The sequence below is a fragment of the Aquabacter albus genome, from assembly GCF_040049275.1.
In the GTDB taxonomy this organism is placed as follows: Bacteria; Pseudomonadota; Alphaproteobacteria; order Rhizobiales; family Xanthobacteraceae; genus Aquabacter.
In genome coordinates this window covers 418,794-436,708 of sequence record NZ_JBDZDT010000003.1, presented here as the reverse complement: position 1 = coordinate 436,708, position 17,915 = coordinate 418,794, and the positions used below count along the sequence as shown (strand labels likewise).

The 17,915-nt window shown below is 67.2% G+C and carries 19 protein-coding genes; 7 read left to right on the top strand and 12 right to left on the bottom strand.

Going from position 1 to position 17,915, the window contains the following annotated elements; translation table 11 throughout:
• The 3 genes from cobT to ABLE91_RS08460 form a co-directional block, all read right to left on the bottom strand.
• A complete protein-coding gene (cobT, locus tag ABLE91_RS08470) occupies positions 1 to 1,905 on the bottom strand; it encodes a cobaltochelatase subunit CobT (protein ID WP_348930325.1) in 1,905 nt (634 codons plus the stop codon).
• 67 nt (positions 1,906 to 1,972) lie between these two features.
• The gene (gene cobS / locus ABLE91_RS08465) at positions 1,973 to 2,956 is read right to left on the bottom strand and encodes a cobaltochelatase subunit CobS (protein WP_348930323.1); all 984 of its coding nucleotides are present in this window, start codon (positions 2,954 to 2,956) and stop codon (positions 1,973 to 1,975) included.
• Between the two features lie 133 nt (positions 2,957 to 3,089).
• On the bottom strand, positions 3,090 to 3,683 hold the full coding sequence (locus tag ABLE91_RS08460; RefSeq protein ID WP_348930321.1) for a J domain-containing protein: 594 nt from the start codon (positions 3,681 to 3,683) through the stop codon (positions 3,090 to 3,092).
• A 247-nt stretch (positions 3,684 to 3,930) separates the two neighbouring features.
• Between ABLE91_RS08460 and ABLE91_RS08455 the strand changes: the two genes are divergently transcribed.
• From ABLE91_RS08455 to ABLE91_RS08445, 3 genes are read left to right on the top strand one after another with little or no spacing between them, the layout of a single operon-like run.
• On the top strand, positions 3,931 to 4,212 hold the full coding sequence (locus ABLE91_RS08455; protein ID WP_348930320.1) for a BolA family protein: 282 nt from the start codon (positions 3,931 to 3,933) through the stop codon (positions 4,210 to 4,212).
• A complete protein-coding gene (gene queC / locus ABLE91_RS08450; protein WP_348930318.1) occupies positions 4,209 to 4,931 on the top strand; it encodes a 7-cyano-7-deazaguanine synthase QueC in 723 nt (240 codons plus the stop codon). Before ABLE91_RS08455 ends, queC begins: the two co-directional genes overlap by 4 nt.
• Positions 4,928 to 5,272 (top strand): lysozyme inhibitor LprI family protein, encoded by a 345-nt coding sequence (locus tag ABLE91_RS08445; RefSeq protein WP_348930316.1) that lies wholly within the window; start codon positions 4,928 to 4,930, stop codon positions 5,270 to 5,272. Before queC ends, ABLE91_RS08445 begins: the two co-directional genes overlap by 4 nt.
• Before the next feature lie 126 nt (positions 5,273 to 5,398).
• On the opposite strand, the gene ABLE91_RS08440 is transcribed toward ABLE91_RS08445, so the two are convergent.
• Both ABLE91_RS08440 and ABLE91_RS08435 read right to left on the bottom strand, forming a co-directional pair.
• Entirely contained in the window at positions 5,399 to 5,926 is a 528-nt protein-coding gene (locus tag ABLE91_RS08440; RefSeq protein WP_348930314.1) for a GNAT family N-acetyltransferase, read from the bottom strand.
• Positions 5,927 to 6,250: 324 nt separating this feature from the next.
• Positions 6,251 to 7,033 carry a Bax inhibitor-1/YccA family protein gene (locus ABLE91_RS08435; protein ID WP_348930312.1) on the bottom strand — a complete coding sequence of 261 codons (783 nt, stop codon included), beginning with the start codon at positions 7,031 to 7,033 and terminating at the stop codon, positions 6,251 to 6,253.
• 227 nt (positions 7,034 to 7,260) lie between these two features.
• Here ABLE91_RS08435 and ABLE91_RS08430 point away from each other — a divergent pair, with 227 nt between their 5' ends.
• Positions 7,261 to 8,049: a hypothetical protein gene (locus ABLE91_RS08430; protein ID WP_348930310.1), complete on the top strand. Its 789-nt coding sequence runs from the start codon at positions 7,261 to 7,263 to the stop codon at positions 8,047 to 8,049.
• On the opposite strand, the gene ABLE91_RS08425 is transcribed toward ABLE91_RS08430, so the two are convergent.
• Positions 8,043 to 8,681 (bottom strand): arylesterase, encoded by a 639-nt coding sequence (locus tag ABLE91_RS08425; RefSeq protein ID WP_510181920.1) that lies wholly within the window; start codon positions 8,679 to 8,681, stop codon positions 8,043 to 8,045. The genes ABLE91_RS08430 and ABLE91_RS08425 overlap by 7 nt on opposite strands.
• 85 nt (positions 8,682 to 8,766) lie before the next feature.
• On the opposite strand from ABLE91_RS08425, the gene ABLE91_RS08420 reads away from it, so the two are divergent.
• Both ABLE91_RS08420 and ABLE91_RS08415 read left to right on the top strand, forming a co-directional pair.
• Positions 8,767 to 9,477: an ABC transporter ATP-binding protein gene (locus ABLE91_RS08420; RefSeq protein ID WP_348930601.1), complete on the top strand. Its 711-nt coding sequence runs from the start codon at positions 8,767 to 8,769 to the stop codon at positions 9,475 to 9,477.
• Positions 9,474 to 12,017, top strand: a complete 2,544-nt coding sequence (locus ABLE91_RS08415) for an ABC transporter permease (RefSeq protein WP_348930307.1) — start codon at positions 9,474 to 9,476, stop codon at positions 12,015 to 12,017. The genes ABLE91_RS08420 and ABLE91_RS08415 overlap by 4 nt, the downstream gene beginning before the upstream one ends.
• A gap of 3 nt (positions 12,018 to 12,020) precedes the next feature.
• Here the strand turns inward: ABLE91_RS08415 and ABLE91_RS08410 are convergent, their stop codons facing one another.
• Positions 12,021 to 12,218 (bottom strand): hypothetical protein, encoded by a 198-nt coding sequence (locus tag ABLE91_RS08410; RefSeq protein WP_348930306.1) that lies wholly within the window; start codon positions 12,216 to 12,218, stop codon positions 12,021 to 12,023.
• 155 nt (positions 12,219 to 12,373) lie between these two features.
• Between ABLE91_RS08410 and clpS the strand changes: the two genes are divergently transcribed.
• Positions 12,374 to 12,679, top strand: a complete 306-nt coding sequence (clpS, locus tag ABLE91_RS08405; RefSeq protein ID WP_348930304.1) for an ATP-dependent Clp protease adapter ClpS — start codon at positions 12,374 to 12,376, stop codon at positions 12,677 to 12,679.
• 105 nt (positions 12,680 to 12,784) lie between these two features.
• Here the strand turns inward: clpS and ABLE91_RS08400 are convergent, their stop codons facing one another.
• From ABLE91_RS08400 to ABLE91_RS08380, 5 genes are all read right to left on the bottom strand, one after another.
• On the bottom strand, positions 12,785 to 13,708 hold the full coding sequence (locus tag ABLE91_RS08400) for a pirin family protein (RefSeq protein WP_348930302.1): 924 nt from the start codon (positions 13,706 to 13,708) through the stop codon (positions 12,785 to 12,787).
• Between the two features lie 875 nt (positions 13,709 to 14,583).
• On the bottom strand, positions 14,584 to 15,306 hold the full coding sequence (locus ABLE91_RS08395; protein ID WP_348930300.1) for a S1 family serine peptidase: 723 nt from the start codon (positions 15,304 to 15,306) through the stop codon (positions 14,584 to 14,586).
• 156 nt (positions 15,307 to 15,462) lie between these two features.
• The gene (locus ABLE91_RS08390; protein WP_348930298.1) at positions 15,463 to 16,122 is read right to left on the bottom strand and encodes a DUF2625 family protein; all 660 of its coding nucleotides are present in this window, start codon (positions 16,120 to 16,122) and stop codon (positions 15,463 to 15,465) included.
• 12 nt (positions 16,123 to 16,134) lie between these two features.
• Positions 16,135 to 16,896, bottom strand: a complete 762-nt coding sequence (locus ABLE91_RS08385; protein WP_348930296.1) for an ABC transporter permease — start codon at positions 16,894 to 16,896, stop codon at positions 16,135 to 16,137.
• Complete coding sequence (locus ABLE91_RS08380) at positions 16,896 to 17,822, bottom strand: ABC transporter ATP-binding protein (protein ID WP_348930294.1); 927 nt, start codon at positions 17,820 to 17,822, stop codon at positions 16,896 to 16,898. Before ABLE91_RS08380 ends, ABLE91_RS08385 begins: the two co-directional genes overlap by 1 nt.
• Positions 17,823 to 17,915 lie beyond the last annotated feature (93 nt).

The window sequence follows — 17,915 nt, the reverse complement described above, 5'->3', positions numbered from 1 at the left end:
TCAGTGCAGGCGCCGGCCGCCGGCGCGGGCCGGCTGCGGGGCGGGGGGAGCCTCGGAGAACAGTTCGGCCAGCTTCTCGGTCATGACGCCGCCCAGCTCCTCCGCATCCACGATGGTCACGGCGCGGCGATAATAGCGCGTCACGTCATGGCCGATGCCGATAGCGATCAGCTCCACCGGCGAGCGGTCCTCGATCTGCCCAATGATGTGGCGCAGGTGACGCTCGAGATAATTGCCGGCATTCACTGAGAGAGTGGAATCGTCCACCGGCGCGCCGTCGGAGATCATCATGAGGATCTTGCGCGCCTCGGGGCGGCCGAGCAGGCGCTTGTGCGCCCAGTCCAGCGCCTCGCCGTCGATATTCTCCTTCAGGAGGCCCTCGCGCATCATCAGGCCGAGATTGCGCCGGGCGCGGCGCCAGGGGGCGTCGGCGGACTTGTACACGATGTGGCGCAGATCGTTGAGGCGCCCGGGGCTCGCGGGCTTGCCGGCGGCGAGCCACGCCTCGCGGGATTGCCCGCCCTTCCAGGCGCGGGTGGTGAAGCCCAGCACCTCCACCTTCACGCCGCAGCGCTCCAGTGTGCGGGCCAAAATATCCGCGCAGGTGGCGGCCACCGTGATGGGCCGGCCGCGCATGGAGCCGGAATTGTCGATGAGCAGCGTCACCACCGTGTCGCGGAACTCGGTGTCTCGCTCGCGCTTGAAGGAGAGCGCGGCGGTGGGGTCGGTAACCACGCGGGAGAGGCGCGCGGGGTCGAGCACGCCCTCTTCCAGATCGAACTCCCAGGCGCGGTTCTGCTGCGCCAAAAGGCGCCGCTGGAGCCGGTTGGCGAGGCGCGAGACCACGCCCTGGAGGTGGGAGAGCTGCTTGTCCAGATAGGAGCGCAGGCGGGCCAGCTCCTCGGCGTCGCACAGCTCCTCGGCGTGCACCTCCTCGTCGAACTTCTCGGTGAAGGCGTGGTATTCCGGGCCGCTCTTGTCGCCGCCCGGTGGGGTGCGCGGCTGCCAGGGCTCTGAGGCCTCGTCGCTGTCGCCCATCTCTGAATCGTCGGGCATGTCGGCAGGCGGGCCCGCCTCGCTCTCGACAGCGCTCTCGGGCAGCTCTTCCTGGGAAAGCTCGGCCTCCACCTCGGTCGCGCCCTGCTGGCTCTCGTCCTCGCGGTTCTCGCCTTCCTCGCCCGCCTGCTCGTCGCGGCCGTTGGTCTTGTCGTCCTGATCGCTCTCCTCGTCGCTCTCCGTGGTGGATTCCTCGCCCATTTCGAGGGAGGAGAGGAGGTCGCGGGTGATCTGGCCGAACGCCTTCTGGTCTTCCAGGGTCTCGGCGAGGCGGGCGAGGTCGCCTTCGGCGCGGCTCTCGATGAAGTCGCGCCACAAATCGACGATCTTGCGGGCGTCCGGCGGCGGGGCCTGGCCGGTGAGGCGCTCGCGCACCATCAGCGCGATGGCGTCCTCGATGGGCGCGTCGGCGCGGTCGGTGATATCAGCATAAGGGCCGCGATGGTAGCGGTCGGACAGCATGGCGGTGAGGTTGCGCTGGACGCCCACCATGCGGTTGGCCCCGAGCGCCTCCACCCGCGCCTGCTCCACCGCCTCGAACACCGCGCGGGCGACGTCGCCCGTGGGCAGCATGCGGCGGTGGACGGACGGGTCGTGGCAAGCGAGGCGCAGAGCGAGCGAATCCGCATGGCCGCGCAGGATGGCGGCATCCTGCTGGCTGAAGCGGCGCGGCGGCTCGGGCAGGCGCACGCGGTCCGGCCCGAGCGAGGGGCGCTCGGAGGCGAACGTCACCTCGAACTCGGACACGCCGGCAATGGCCTTGAAGCAGCTCGCGACGGCCCTCTTGAAGGGCTCGACGGGGGCTTCCTTCGGCGTGGTCTTCGCGACCTTATTGGACGGGGGCGCCATGGCTGAACCGCAGTCTTGAAATGTCCGCAACAGCCTCCTTCAGGAGGCTGCCTGGGGAGGGTCGCGCTCAGGTGAGCGCGACGTTGACCGAGCTTTCAGCCAGCTCCTGGCCGAAGCAGCGCTGGTAGAATTCCGCCACCAGGGTGCGCTCCAGCTCGTCGCACTTGTTGAGGAAGGTGACGCGGAGCGCGAAGCCGAGATCCTTGAAGATGTCGGCATTCTCGGCCCAGGTGATGACCGTGCGCGGGCTCATCACCGTGGAGAGGTCGCCATTGATGAAGGCGTTCCGGGTGAGGTCGGCGAGGCGCACCATGCGATTCACCGTGTCGCGGCCTTCCGGCGTGCGGTAGTGCTTCGCCTTGGACAGGATGATGTCCACTTCCTTGTCGTGGGCGAGGTAGTTCAGGGTGGTGACGATGGACCAGCGGTCCATCTGGCCCTGATTGATCTGCTGGGTGCCGTGATAGAGGCCCGTGGTGTCGCCGAGGCCCACCGTGTTGGCGGTGGAGAACAGGCGGAAGGCCGGGTGGGGGCGGATGACCCGGTTCTGGTCCAGAAGGGTCAGGCGGCCGGAGACTTCCAGCACGCGCTGGATCACGAACATCACGTCCGGGCGGCCGGCATCATATTCGTCGAACACGAGGGCGATGTTGTTCTGGAGCGCCCAGGGCAGGATGCCGTCACGGAATTCCGTGACCTGCACGCCGTTCTTCACGACGATGGCGTCCTTGCCGATGAGGTCGATGCGGCTGATGTGGCTGTCGAGGTTGATGCGCACGCACGGCCAGTTGAGGCGCGCGGCCACCTGCTCCACATGGGTCGACTTGCCCGTGCCGTGATAGCCGGTGACCATCACGCGGCGGTTGTGGGCGAAGCCGGCGAGGATGGCGAGGGTGGTCGGCCGGTCGAACAGATAGTCCGGGTCGAGGTCCGGCACGTGGGGGTCCGCCTCGGAGAAGGCCGGAACCTCCATGTCGATGTCGATGCCGAACACCTGGCGCACCGACACCTTCATGTCCGGGGTCGGGGCAATGGTCTCCGTGCCGCTCATAAGTCCTCCGTCTGCGCGCTTAATCCGCGCGCGTCTTCTCTCTACGGGTCCGTGCGGCACCTTAAAGGTTTTCCGCGTGCGCAAAAACCAAGGGCCCCCGCGCCAGATGTCGCGGCAAAGGCGCCCTTTCCCCTCAGCAGAAACCCGCCTGCTTCAGGGTGTTGTAGGCCTGGATCACATTCTTCAGCCGCTCCTCGGCGGAGCGGTCCCCGCCGTTTGCGTCGGGATGGTGCTTCTTCACCAGCTCCTTGAAGCGGGCCTTGATCTCGGGGGAGGTGGCGGACATCTCGAGCCCCATCAGCTCCAGCGCACGGCGCTCCGTGGCGCGGATGGCGCGGCTCTCGGCCTGGGGCGCCTCGAAGCCCTGGGCCCCGCCCATCTCATGGGTGAAGCCGAACGGGTCGCGATATCCACCGGGGTCGGCATCTCCGGCGCCGCGCGTGCCCATCTTCCAGGTGGGGCGGTGGCCGGTCAGCGCATCCTTCTGGTAGGCATAGACCGCGTCGTCGCTCATGCCCGAGAAGTAATTGTACGATTGATTATACTCGCGCACATGATCGAGGCAGTAGTGGAAATATTGCCCCTCCGCGTGCCGCCCCTTGGGCGCGCGGTGCGTGCCGTCGCGATCGCACCCCGGCCACTGGCACGCCGGGCAGGTCGCCTGGCGCAGCCGGTCTGCCGTCGGCTTGACCCGGATGCGGTCGAACAGGGGGGAGTCGATCTTCATGACGCGATTATGGAGGCCATGCCGCGGCGCGGCAAGAAATGTGAAACGGCGATCCGCCGTGACGTAAGGGAAACGGCGCCGGCGCCGGAAGCGGCGCGCCTGGAACGTATATAGGAGGAATGGGGCGGCTGCGCCATGGTGATGGTGGCTAAAGAAACGTCCTGGCGGCCCCATCGTCGTCATGCCAGGCATGACGTCCGCGACGGTTCCATTGACGCCGGCTGCCGCGCAGCGCTACCCGTAATGCATGTCCGACGCTGATCTTGCCCGCATCCGCACCACCCTTTCCGAAGGGCTGAGCTCGCTCGCTTTGGAGGTGGAGGATGAAAGCTACCTCCATGCCGGCCATGCCGGCGCCAATAGCCGCAGCGATGGCGGCATCACCCATTTGCGGGTGCGCGCCGTGGCCGAGGCGTTCCGGGGCAAGAGCCGGGTGGAGCGGCACCGTCTGGTGAACGCGCTCCTCGTCCAAGAAATCGGCAACGGCCTCCACGCGCTCGCCATCGAAGCGAAGGCGCCCGGCGAATGAGCGAGCCGGGCGAGGGCGGCGCGCTGGTCCTGTTCTCCGGCGGACAGGATTCCACCACCTGCCTCGCCTGGGCGTTGGAGCGCTTCGAGCGGGTAGAGACCGTCGGCTTCGACTATGGGCAGCGCCACCGGGTGGAGCTGGACCGCCGCCAGCCGTTGTTCGCCGCGCTCGCCAGGATGAAGGGCACCTGGGCGCGCCGGCTGGGCGAGGACCACACCATCTCGCTGTCCGCCTTGAGCAAGGTCTCGGACACGGCGCTGACGCGCAACGTCGCCATCGAGATGGCGGAGAACGGCCTGCCCAATACCTTCGTGCCGGGCCGCAACATCATCTTCCTCACCTTCGCTGCCGCCTTGGCCTACCGGCGGGGCCTGAAGCACATTGTCGGGGGCATGTGCGAGACCGATTATTCCGGCTATCCCGACTGCCGCGACGACACCATCAAGGCGCTCCAGGTGGCGCTCAATCTCGGCATGGACAAGCGCTTCGTGCTCCACACGCCGCTCATGTGGATCGACAAGGCCGCTACCTGGGATCTGGCCGAGAGCCTGGGCGGGCCGGCGCTGGTGGACCTCATCGTGGATGACACACACACCTGCTATCTCGGCGAGCGGGGTGCGCGGCACGATTGGGGGTTCGGCTGCGGCACCTGCCCGGCGTGCAAGCTGCGCGCCGAGGGTTTCGCCCGCTACCGGGCCGGCAAGGGAGAGGCAGCATGAAACGGGTTCTGGCGTTGGGGCTTCTCGGGCTGGCGCTCTCGGCGAGCGGAGCCTCGGCTGCGAGCTTCAATTGCAAGGCGGCCAAGGCGCCGGACGAGAAGGCGATTTGCGACAGCATGGTGCTGAGCGACCTCGACGTGAAGATGGCGACCCTGTTCGATGTGGCCACCCACCTCGTCGCCATGGGCCAGCGCGGCGCGCTGCAGGACCAGCAGGTGGAGTTCCTGAAGGCGCGGGCGGCGTGCAAGTTCAACAAGGTCTGCATCAACAACGCCTATGAGGCGCGCATCACGGCGCTGCAGGCGGTGCTCCAGTCCATCTATTCGCGCGGACCGTTTTGAGGAAGACAACCGTCATGCCCGGGCTTGTCCCGGGCATCCACGTCTCTCCTTTGAGTGCGCACCCTGCGGAGCCCCGTGGATGGCCGGGACAAGCCCGGCCATGACGATCAGGAAGAGTGCAGAGTCTCAATCCACCGGCAGTGTCTCATCCCCTTCGCCCAGGTCCCGCTGCATGAGCACCGTGTCGAGCCAGCGGCCGAACTTGAACCCCGTGGCGCGCATCACTCCCACATCATAGAAGCCGCAGGCGCGGTGGAGGGCGATGGAGCCGAGATTGTCGCTCCCCCCGATCACCGCGATCATCTGGCGAAAGCCCTTGGCCTCGCAGTCCGTGATCAGCGCCACCATGAGCGCCCGGCCGACCCCGCGCTTATGGGCGTCGGGCGCCACATAGACCGAATTCTCCACCGTCCAGCGATAGGCGATGCGCGGGCGGAACGGGCCGGCATAGGCATAGCCGAGGAGCGGGCCGCCCTCGTCCTCCACCGCCGCAAGATAAGGGTGGCCGCTGTCATGTAGCGCCTGGAAGCGCCGCATCATCTCCATCTCGTCCGGCGGCTCGAGCTCGAACGAGGCGGTGCCGGTGCGCACGGCCTCGCCATAGATGGCGGCGATGGCGGGGATGTCGGAGGGGAGGGCAGGGCGGATCAGCATGGTGCCGCCTTAGTAAGACGGTGCGGGGCGGGAGGGAAGGTGGCTCACCGGCTCCCAGCCGTTGTCCTGGACAAGCGACGCCGCAGGCGGCGCGCAGATCCGGGACCCAGCGCAAAGCTTCGGCGAAGCCGTCACCCCGCGATCAGCGCTTAGCGCCATCGCCGCGTGGCGGCGCCGGCGGGGTGAAGCGCCTTCGGCGGTCCCTTGCGCTGGGTCCCGGATCTGCGTTCGAGCTGCGCTCTCACTTGTCCAGGACAAAGGCAGCCAGAAAACAAAAGGCCCCGGCTTGCGCCGGGGCCCCTATGGTCAGACCGTCCTGCTGGATCAGTTGCTGTTGCGGTTGCCGAACAGCTGCAGGAGCATCATGAACAGGTTGATGAAGTCCAGGTAGAGCGTCAGCGCGCCCATGATGGCCTTCTTGCCCATCACAGTGCCGTCGTCGCCGGCGAAATACATCTCCTTGATGCGCTGGGTGTCGTAGGCGGTGAGGCCCGCGAACACCAGCACGCCCACCACGGACACGATGAACTGAAGCATCGAGGAGCCGAGGAAGACATTCACCAGCGAGGCGATGATGATGCCGAACAGGCCCATCATCAGGAACGAGCCCATGCCCGAGAGGTCACGCTTGGTGGTGTAGCCCCACAGGCTGAGCGCGCCGAACGAGGCGGCGGTGATGAAGAACACGCGGCCGATGCTCTCGTGGCTGTACACGAGGAAGATCGTCGACAGCGAGATACCCACCAGGGCCGCATAGACCCAGAAGGTCAGCTGGGCCGCGCCCACGCTCATGCTCTGGATGCGGAAGCTCAGGAAGAACACCGCGGCCAGCGGGGCGAGCATCACCACCCACTTCAGGGGGCTCACGAACATCGTGTAGCCGAACTGGGTCAGGTACTGCCCGCCGCCAATGGCATATTCCGTCGGCGTAGCGCTGATGGACATCATGTAGACGCCCAGCGCGGCAAGGCCGGTGATTGCCAGACCCAGCGCCATGTAATTGTACACGCTGAGCATGTAGGACCGCAGACCCTGATCGATCGCGGCCTGTGAGCGCGTCGCCGTCGTTCCGAACCGGCCGGCGACGTTGCGATCATAATCGGACATCGTCTCTCTCCACTTCCCCCCGAGCGGCCAAGCGTCACCCGGCCCATTCTCGGTTGCCGTCAATATGGTCGTTTCCAAATGTGGCGGCAAGGCATTCCGGCGATGAAATTTCCGTAACGTCACCCTAGGGCAGGCTAGACGGCGGGCCGGCACCATGGTGGGGTAAGGCTCACTTCGCGGCAGGTTCAGGGGCCATGCGCGCGCGGACCGGATATCGACGGCATCTCATGCCGGCGCTGGCTGCACTCCTGTGCGCGCCGGCGCTTGAGGACGCGCGCGCCGGCGCCTGGACCCAGAAGGAGTCCGAGGGCTCGGCCTATCTCCAGACCATCGCCACCTCGTCGGACCAGGCGTTCGACGGCGACGGAGACCTTTTCGCAGCCCAGACCTACGACAAGGTCTCCACCCAGCTGTTCCTGGAATATGGCGCCAGCGACTGGCTGACCCTGCTTGTGGCGCCCGAATTGGTGCAGATCGACGTGGGCGCGCCGGCCTCCGCCGGCTATTCCGGCTTCGGCTATACCGAGATCGGCGCCCGCCTGCGGCTGGCCTATGGCGAGAATTGGATCGTCTCCGCGCAGGGCCTCGCGCGCATTCCCGGAGCGAAGGCGAACGAGGGCGTGGCGGCCATCGGCTATCTCGATGGGGAGGCGGAGGCGCGGTTCATGGTGGGCCTCACCTTCGAGGTGTGGGAGCTGCCGAGCTTCCTCGATCTAGAGGTGGCCCAGCGCTTCCGCACCGGTGCGGCGCCGGACGAGATCCATTTCGACGCGACCCTTGGCGTGCGCGTGGCACCGCAATGGCTGCTGCTGGCGCAGTCCTTCAACGTGATCTCGGAAGGGGCGGGGGAGGCGCCGGTGTTCGGCCTCTCCTATGAATATTACAAGGTGCAGGCCGGGGGGATGTATGACGTGACCCCTCACTTCTCCCTGCTGCTCGCCGTCGTCTCCACCTGGTACGCTCGCAACGCGCCGCAGGAGAACGGCATCGTCGGGGCGGCGCTCTATCGCTACTGAGCCGCCTGCTTCTGCTTCACATGGGCGAGCAATTGCTCCACCGAGGGCAGGATGGACGCGACGATGCGGTCGATGCCGGCGGCGGTGGGATGGAGGCCGTCCTGCTGGTTCAGCCCCCGGTCGCCGGCCACCCCTTCGAGGAAGAAGGGATAGAGCGGAACGCCGAACTGCGCCGCAAGCTCGGGAAAGATGGCGTCGAACTGGCGCTGATAGTCCGCGCCGAGATTGGGCGCGGCCCGCATGCCGGCCAGCAGCACCGGAAGGCCGCGCGCCTTCAGCCGGGTCAGGATCTCGGTGAGGTTCTTGCGGGCGATCTCCGGATCGATGCCGCGCAGCATGTCGTTGGCGCCCAGCTCCACGATCACCGCGTCCGTCCCCTTCGGCACGCTCCAGTCCAGCCGGGCGAGGCCGGCGCTGGTGGTGTCGCCGGAGACGCCGGCATTAGTGACGGTCACATCATAGCCCTTGGCCTTCAGCGCCGTCTCCAGCTTCGCCGCGAAGCTGTCGGGGCGGGGAAGGTTGAAGCCGGTGGTGAGGCTGTCGCCGAACGCCACGAGGCGGACGGGGGCGGCGGCGGCCGGCGCTGACGCGATCGTGAACGTCGCCATGAGCAGCAGGAGCCCTTTCCGCATCGGGGTCGCCGGGCCATATGGGGCGGATGCCGTAATTTTGGCGGCGCAATATTTCACCTTCTGCCAAACCCTGGTTTGCCACCGCATGAATGTCCTCACCTTTCCGCCGGCCATATCCCTCGCCGGCGTCGATCTGTCCCTCGGCGCCGGCGCCGCGCGGGTGCATGTGCTGAAAAGCTTATCGCTCGCCATCGCGCCCGGCGAGACCGTGGGGCTCGTGGGCCCGTCCGGTTCGGGCAAGTCGACGCTTCTCATGGTCATGGCGGGGCTCGAACGGGCGGACAAGGGCTCGGTGACGGTGGCGGGAACCGAGCTGACGGGCCTCAATGAGGATGCCCTCGCCCGGTTCCGCGGAGCGCATGTGGGGATTGTGTTCCAATCCTTCCACCTCATCCCCACCATGACGGCGCTGGAAAATGTGGCGGTGCCGCTGGAGCTGGCGGGCCGGGCCGATGCCTTTGCCCGCGCCGCGGCAGAGCTTGAGGCCGTGGGCCTGGGCGGGCGGCTCTCCCATTATCCCTCCCAGCTCTCCGGCGGCGAGCAGCAGCGCGTGGCGGTGGCCCGTGCGCTCGCGCCGCACCCTGCCATCCTGGTGGCCGACGAGCCCACGGGAAATCTCGACGAGGCCACGGGCCGGCAGATCATGGACCTCATCTTCGCCGCCCACCGGGTGCGCGGCACCACGCTGGTGCTCGTGACCCATGATGCGGGGCTTGCTGCCCGGTGCGGGCGCGTGGTGCGGCTGCGCTCGGGCACCATCGAGGCCGATGAGGCGCGGGCGCCGGTCCTCGCATGAGCGCCGTCGCCACGGGCAGCCCTGCCTTCCGTTTCGCCCTGCGCGAGCTGCGCGGCGCGCGGCGCGGCTTCTTCGTCTTCCTCGCCTGCCTGACTTTGGGCGTCATGGCCATTGCCGGCGTCGGCTCCTTCGCCCGGGCGCTGACCGAGGGGCTGGCGCGTGAGGGGAGGTCCATCCTCGGCGGTGACGCCTCCTTCGCCCTGATCCAGCGGGAGGCGACACCGCAGGAGCAGCGCTTGCTGGCGGCCGGCGGCGACCTCTCCCGCATCGCCTCCCTCCGGGCCATGGCCCGCGCGCCCTCCGGCGATGCGACCCTGGTGGAGCTGAAGGCGGTGGACCATGCCTATCCCCTGGTGGGCGTCCCCGAGACCGAGCCGCCCGCGCCGCTCCACGATCTGCTCGCACCGCGCAACGGCATCTATGGCGCTTTGGGCGACGAGACGCTGCTGGCGCGCCTGTCCCTCAAGGTGGGCGACCGCATCTCCGTGGGCGAGGCGACGCTGGAACTGCGCGGCGTGCTCACCTCCGAGCCGGACCGGCTGTCGGCCGGCGTCGGCTTCGGCCCACGCCTCATGATCTCGCTGGATGCCCTGCCGGGCACCCAGCTCATCCAGCCGGGCAGCCTGGTGCGCTGGATCTACCGCGTGCGCCTTCCCGACCCGAGCGATCGGGCGCTGGCGGACTTCGTGCAGCAGGTGCGCGACGGCGTGCCGGAAGCGGGCTTCGAGGTGCGCACCCGCGATGCCGCCTCGCCCCAACTGGAGCGCAACGTCCGGCGCATCGCACAATATCTCACCCTCGTGGGCCTCACCGCCTTGCTGGTGGGCGGCGTCGGCGTGGCGAACGCCGTGTCGAGCCACCTTGCCGCCAAGCGCGAGACCATCGCCACCCTTAAAGCGCTGGGCGCGACGCGGGGCACCATCTTCGGCACCTATCTGGCGCAGGTGGCCATGCTGGCCGCCATGGGCATCGCCGCCGGCCTTGTTCTGGGCGCGGCCCTGCCCTTCATCGCCACCTGGGCGGCGGCGAGCGTGATCCCGTTTCCCCTGGCGCCGGACCTCAGCCCGTTCTCGCTGCTGATGGCGGCGCTCTACGGCGCGCTGGTGACGCTGGCCTTCACTTTGTGGCCGCTGGCGCGGGCGCAGGAGGCGCCGGTCTCCACTTTATTTCGCGACACGCTGGGGGAGGGCCGCCAGCGCCCGCCTCTGCTCTATGCCGGGCTTTGCGCGCTGGCCATGCTGGCGCTGTCGGGGCTCGCAATCCTCACCGCAGAGGACAAGCGCGCGGCGCTCATCTTCCTCGCTGCGGCGGCCGGCGTGTTCGTGCTGCTGCGCGGCGTTGCGCTGCTGCTCATGGCGCTGGCCCGCCGCCTGCCGCGGCCGAAGAGCACCATGGCGCGGCTCGCTTTGTCCAACATCCACCGGCCCGGCGCGCTGACGCCCACGGTGGTGCTGTCCCTTGGCCTCGGCCTGTCGCTGCTCACCGCCATCGCCCTCATCGACCGCAGCCTCACGAACGAGATTTCCGGCTCGCTGGCGGAGAACGCGCCGAGCTTCTTCTTCGTGGATGTGCCGAGCGGGCAGGAGGCGGACTTCACCAAATTCCTCGCCGAGAAGGCGCCAAGCGCGGTCTACAAGTCCGTGCCCATGCTGCGCGGGCGCATCGTGGCGCTGAAGGACACGCCGGTGGAGCAGGTGAAGCCGTCCGCCGATGCCGCCTGGGTGCTCCAGAGCGACCGAGGCATCTCGTTCGGGAACGAGGTGCCGGAGGGCTCAAAGCTGGTGGAGGGCCAATGGTGGGGCGAGGGGGAGACCGAGGCTCTCGTCTCCTTCGAGAAGAAGCTCGCCGCCGGCCTCGGCCTCAAGATCGGCGACACGGTGACGGTGAACGTGCTGGGCCGCGAGATCACCGCGCGCATCTCCAACCTCAGGGACGTGAAGTGGGAGCGGCTCGGCATCAATTTCGTCATGGTCTTCTCGCCCGCCACCTTCGCCGGCGCGCCGCACACGGTGCTCGCGACCCTCACTTATCCCGCGGGCGCAGGCTCGGCCGATGAGGTGGCGCTGCTGAAGGAGATGGCGCGCGCCTATCCCGCCGTCACCACCATCCGGGTCAAGGAGGCGCTGGAGCAGGCCAACAAGATGGTGGCCGACCTCTCCTTCGGCATCCGCATCGCCTCCCTCGTGACGCTGCTCACCTCCGTCCTGGTGCTGGCCGGCGCGCTGGCGGCGGGGCACCAGCACCGGGTCTATGATGCGGTGGTGCTGAAGACGCTGGGCGCCACGCGGGCGCGGCTCGTCGGCGCCTATGGGCTGGAATATGCGGGCCTGGGATTGGCCACCGCCGTCTTCGCCATCGGCGCGGGGACGCTCTCGGCCTATGTGGTGGTGACGCGGGTGATGGAGATCGGCTTCGCCTTCTCCGCCTTCGCCGCGCTGGGCGCGGTGGCGGTGGCGCTGGTGTTCACGCTGGGCTTCGGGCTGGTGGGCACGTGGCGCGCCTTGAGCGAGCCGCCGGTGCGGGTGCTCCGGCATCTGTGAGCCTCAGCGGCGGCTCACGCGCCGGATCACCAGTTCGTCGATCTCCAGCCGCCGGATTTTCGCCCTGCCGATGGCGAGCCGGCCGATGGCGAGGGCACCGATGGCCAGCGCCCCGAACGCCAACGCGCCCAGGGCCAGCGAGCCCACCGCCAGGGTGCCGGCGGAGCCCGCGCCCAGCGCGGCGCCACCGAGCTTGACCACGCGCCGCCGCCTGGAGGACGGGAGAAGCCGTGGTAATGCGGGCCTGTCTTTGAGCATCACGGGAGCCTCCTTGCGATTGGACGAAACGCGCCGCCCATGACAAAATAGCACCCATCTTCACCTTTGCCGCCACGCCATCATTGGGAGCGCCCCCGATGGACGAGACACGCCTGAAGCCGCGCGTGGACACGCGTCCCAAGGTCCAGCGCCCGCACCTGCACAAGGTGATCCTGATCAATGACGACTTCACCCCGCGCGAGTTCGTGGTGGTGATCCTGAAAGCCGAGTTCCGCATGAGCGAGGACGAGGCGCACAAGGTGATGATCACCGCCCACCGGCGCGGGGTCTGCGTGGTGGCCGTGTTCACCCGCGACGTGGCGGAGACCAAGGCGACGCGCGCCACCGACATGGCGCGCTCCAAGGGCTATCCGCTCCTGTTCACCACCGAGCCGGAGGAATAGGGGGCCTTTCCCAGGCACACGTCACGGCCGGGCTTGACCCGGCCATCTCTCGCCGCTTCGGGAAGAGATCCCCGGGTCAGGCCCGGGGATGACAGATGAGAAGGCTCACTCCGGCAGGGGGATGAATTCGTGCTCGCCGGGCACTTGGGGGAAGCGGCCGGCCTTCCAGGCCTCCTTCGCCTCCTCGATGCGCTCCTTGCGGGAGGAGACGAAGTTCCACCAGATATAGCGCGGCCCTTCCAGCGCCGAGCCGCCGAGGAACATGAGCCGGCTCGGCCGGCGCGCCTTCACGGTGATGCGGTCGCCGGGGCGGAAGATGAGGAGGCGCGGGCCCTCGAACAGGTCGCCGGCAATCTCCACCTCGCCTTCCACCACATAGATGGCGCGCTCCTCGGTGTCGGCGTCGAGCGGGGCCGCGGCGCCTTCCTCCAGCATCACCTCCGCATAGAGCCAGTCGGACAGCATGCCCACCGGCGCCTTCACCCCGAAGGCGGAGCCGGCGATGATGCGGGCCTTGATGCCGCGGTCCTCCACCATGGGAAGGTCGGCGGCGGCGAAATGCTGGAAGCTCGGGTCCACCTCCTCATGGGCGGCGGGCAGGGCGATCCAGCTCTGGATGCCGTACATGCGGCCCTTCGCGTCGCCGTTGCGGGCGTCCAGAGGCGAGCGCTCGGAATGGGCGATGCCGCGCCCGGCGGTCATGAGATTCATGGCGCCGGGGGTGATTTCCAGCGCATTGCCCTCGCTGTCCCTGTGCATGACGGCGCCGTCGAACAGATAGGTGACGGTGGCAAGGCCGATATGGGGATGGGGGCGCACGTCCAGCCCCTGGCCCGCCATGAACTGCACCGGCCCCATCTGGTCGAAGAAGATGAAGGGGCCGACCATCTGCCGCTTGCCGTGGGGCAGCGCGCGGCGGACGGAAAAACCGTCCCCGAGGTCGCGCACGCGGGGCACGATGACGAGGTCCAGGGCATCGCAGGAGGGGGCATCGCCCGCTATGGGGTCGCTCGACGGCATCCAGCTCATGGGTGGTCTCCCTCTTTCGAACAGTTCCGAGGAGTGTGCCACGGCGGGCGCCCCGCGTCCCGTGCACTGGCGCAAGGGGCGCTGGCGGTTTTGCAGGCGGGGCGCCGTCTTTGTCCTGGCCAAGCGAAAGCGAAGCTTGAGTGCCGAGCCGGGACCCAGCGCAAAAGACCGCCGAAGGCGCTTCAGCCCGTTCCCGATGCCGCGCAGCGGGAACGCTCCTTGCGCTGGTCGCGGGGTGCCGGCTTCGCCGGAATCTTGCGCTGGGTCCCGGCTCGGCGTTCGCGCTGCGCGCTCTCTTGGCCAGGACAAGGCGCCAGGACAAGGCCAGCGCCCCTATCCCCGCCGTTTCCGGCGGGGTGGAGGGATGCGGGAGCGGTCGGCACGCCGGCAGGCATGCCTTGGGAACACAGGTGACGTCGGAGCCGGTGCTCCGTCCGCTCCCGCGCGGGGATTTATGGCGTGTCGGCTGCGCCGCGTGGGTGATCAGTCCTCCCCATCACCACCGGCCGGACCAGCGCCGGATCGGTGCGCAGACCCCTTCGGCCTCCTTTCTCGCCGGACGGGATGCGTTACGCCCCGCCCAGTCGGACACCCGCTGCCCCGCACCACCCGTCAGGCCGCTCCGGACGCGCCCCTCCTTGGTGCAAGGTGAGGGGACTGTAGCAGGGTTTTTGGAGAAAAGGAATATATTCCTTAAAAATTTAGAACACTGCTTGCGTGAGGCGAGGCAATCCTGGGGCCCTGAAGTCGACTAGCTGAAGCTGACCCATCGGCGACCTTGGGGAGAGCCGCTTTCAGCGATCAGGTAAAGCCGTCGAGCTATTCGCACAATTGCCACTGACCCCGCACCAGCGGCGAGCTTAAGGGTGGCGAGTTCAATCGTGCGTATGGCGTTGGTCCAAAACCCGAACGCCAAGAATAGCGGGTATCCAGTCGAGGATAGCATCAGTGCGCACGACGATGCCGATCTCTCGCCGAGCGTCGCTCGTCTGTTCTCCGATGTAGATACCGACTACGAGCCATTGTTTCCCGGGAGCGCGTAGTGTGACAGGTGCGCCGGAGGCACACGCCCCACCGATCTGGCTGACTTCGTAAAAGGCGTTGCCTCGCAGAATTGCGACTGGAAGCTCGCGGCTTATCCTTCGTCGGATGTAGCCTTGTAGGTAGATCAGGTCAGGCTGAACCTTTGAAGCCTCGGGATCACCAGGCGGAACGGCGTTCTGGCGCTCCTTTGCTACAACTTCGGGGTAGGCCCACATCATTACCTCTGCCGAGCCAAACTGGCGCTCTGGTGACAGATCGTGAATCGAAGCCCATTCGCCATCTTCGAGCTTCAGAAGTGCTACGTCCTGGGTGTGATGGCACTCGGAGTCGACAATCTCAGCGGCTTGATGCGCCCCGGTGTGATCCATGAACATCGCAACCGGCCGGGCCTTGGTCTTGAGCGCTTCCGCAACGTGGGCCGCCGTGAGCATAAATCCACATGCGCCAATCATGAAGGCAGTGCCTTCCAGCTCGAAATTTCCGTCGCCGCCGAACGAGCCCACGGCGGCTACGAATGCCGATATCGGCTTTTTGGTTAAGTCCTGTGGCGGCATCGCTCGCGCTTCCCATTGGTCCCCGCCGAACGTCGGGATGCGGGCAGTAGACTGTCGCGCTACAAAGTCTGCAATGGGTCACGGCGCGAAACGTCCGCTTCTCGGCTGAAGATTAATGTCGGCCGTTGGCGCTTCATTGCTCCCACCATCAAAAGCTCAGCCCAACCCAAACCCTGCCATCTCCAACCGCAGCCTTACCCCCTCATCCGCATCAACCAGCCGTACATCCGGCGCACGCTCCTCAGCCTCGCGCGTCCACAAAAACGGATAGAAGGCATACGTCTTCTCAAACGACGGCGGGCGCTGGAAGACATCCAGCCCCGCGAGGCCCTCATAGAACAGGCCGAGATCGCCCGTGAGGCACCAAGAGGCGAAATCCGCATAGTCCACTTCCAGATGGCTCCACAGGAGCTGGTCTGCGGCGAGGTGGAACACGTCGCCCAGGCCTTCGCGCCCGAAGCGGCCGCCGTTCAGGGCATAGAGCCCGCCCAGCATGTCGTCGGCGATGAGGAGAAAATCGTCCAGCGCGCCGGTGCGCATCCCGCCCGCCGCATCGTTGCAGGCGCGCAGCGAGCGGGCCGGGCCGGAGCCGAGGAGGCGCAGCCGGCCATCGGCCACGGATATGCCGCCGGTGTCATAGGCGACGGCGCCGAGGATGGAACGCGTCGTCACCTGCAGGCGCAGGAGGGTCTCGCCGCGCACCGCCGCGTCGGGCGGCAGGATGACGCTCGCATTCCCGCCTTTAGCGCCCGCCCAGTCGCGCACCAAGCGGATGCCGGGATCGTCGGTGTCGATCAGGTCCTCAAGCCCGCGCATCCGAGCGTCCGTTCAACTCTTCAGCCGATACCCGGTCTTAAAAATCCACGCCACCGTCCCCACGCACACCATCAGGAACACCAGGGTCATCCCCAGGCTGATGCCGATATTCACGTCCGACACGCCGAAGAAGGCCCAGCGGAAGCCGGAGATGAGATAGACCACCGGGTTGAACAGGGTGACGCTGCGCCAGAAGGGCGGCAGCATGTCGATGGAATAGAAGCTGCCGCCGAGGAAGGTGAGGGGCGTCACCACCAGGAGCGGGATCATCTGGAGCTTCTCGAACCCGTCCGCCCAGATGCCGATGATGAAGCCGAACAGCGAGAAGGTGATGGAGGTGAGCACCAGGAAGCTCACCATCCACACCGGATGCAGCACCTGGACCGGCACGAACAGCGTGGAGGTGGCGAGGATGATGAGGCCCAGCATGATGGACTTCGTCGCCGCCGCGCCCACATAGCCGATGGTGATCTCCACATAGGAGATGGGCGCCGAGAGGATCTCGTAGATGGTGCCCACGAAGCGCGGGAAATAGATGCCGAACGAGGCGTTGGAGATGGACTGCGTGAGCAGCGCCAGCATGACGAGGCCCGGCACGATGAAGGCGCCGTAATTCACCGCGCCGATGGCGTTCATGTGCTCGCCGATGGCCGAGCCGAACACGATGAAATAGAGCGAGGTGGAGACAACAGGCGAGACCACGCTCTGCAGAAGCGTGCGCCAGGTGCGGGCCATCTCGAATTTGTAGATGGCGGCGATCGCGTGGATGTTCATCATCCTTCTCCCCGCATCAGGTCGACGAAGATGTCCTCGAGGGAGGATTGCTGCGTGTCGAGGTCGTTGAACGGGATGCCCGCAAGGGCAAGGTCCTGGAACAGGCCGGACACCCGCGCCTCCCCGCCGGCGGTCCCGTAGGTATAGACGAGCGTGCGCCTGTCGGCCCCAAGCGTCAGGCCATGCTCGGCAAGGCCGGGGGGCAGAGCGTCCAGGGGCTGGCCGAGCTGGATGGTGAGCCGCTTCTGGCCGAGCTGGCGCATGAGCGCCGTCTTCTCCTCCACCAGCATCAATTCGCCGTTGCGGATCACGCCGATGCGGTCCGCCATCTCCTCGGCCTCTTCGAGGTAATGGGTGGTGAGGATGATGGTGACGCCCTCATCGCGCAGGGTGCGCACCATGCGCCACATGTCGCGGCGCAGTTCCACGTCGACGCCCGCGGTGGGCTCGTCGAGGAACAGGACGCGGGGTTCGTGGGAGAGGGCCTTGGCGATGAGGACGCGCCGCTTCATGCCCCCGGACAGGGTCATGATCTTGCTGTCCTTCTTGTCCCACAGGGACAGGTCCCGCAGCACGCGCTCGATATAGGCATCGTTGCGCTTCTTGCCGAACAGGCCGCGGGAGAAGGAGACGGTGGCCCACACGCTCTCGAAGGCGTCGGTCTTCAATTCCTGCGGCACCAGTCCGATGAGGGCGCGGGCCGCGCGGTAATCGGTGATGATGTCGTGGCCCGCCACCTCGATCTTGCCCTCGGACGGATTCACGAGGCCGCAGACGATGGAGATGAGCGTGGTCTTGCCCGCCCCGTTGGGGCCGAGCAGCGCGAAGATCTCGCCCTGATTGAGGTCGAGGCTCACATTCTTCAGGGCGGTGAACCCGCCCTCATAGGTCTTGGAGAGGTTCTGGACGCGGAGGATGGGCTGCATGGGCGCTCATATAGCTCAAGCCCGCGACGATTGCGCGGCGGGTTTTGCAGGCCTGCCTTGCGCTGTTCCATCAACGGGGCGAGGGGTGTAGGC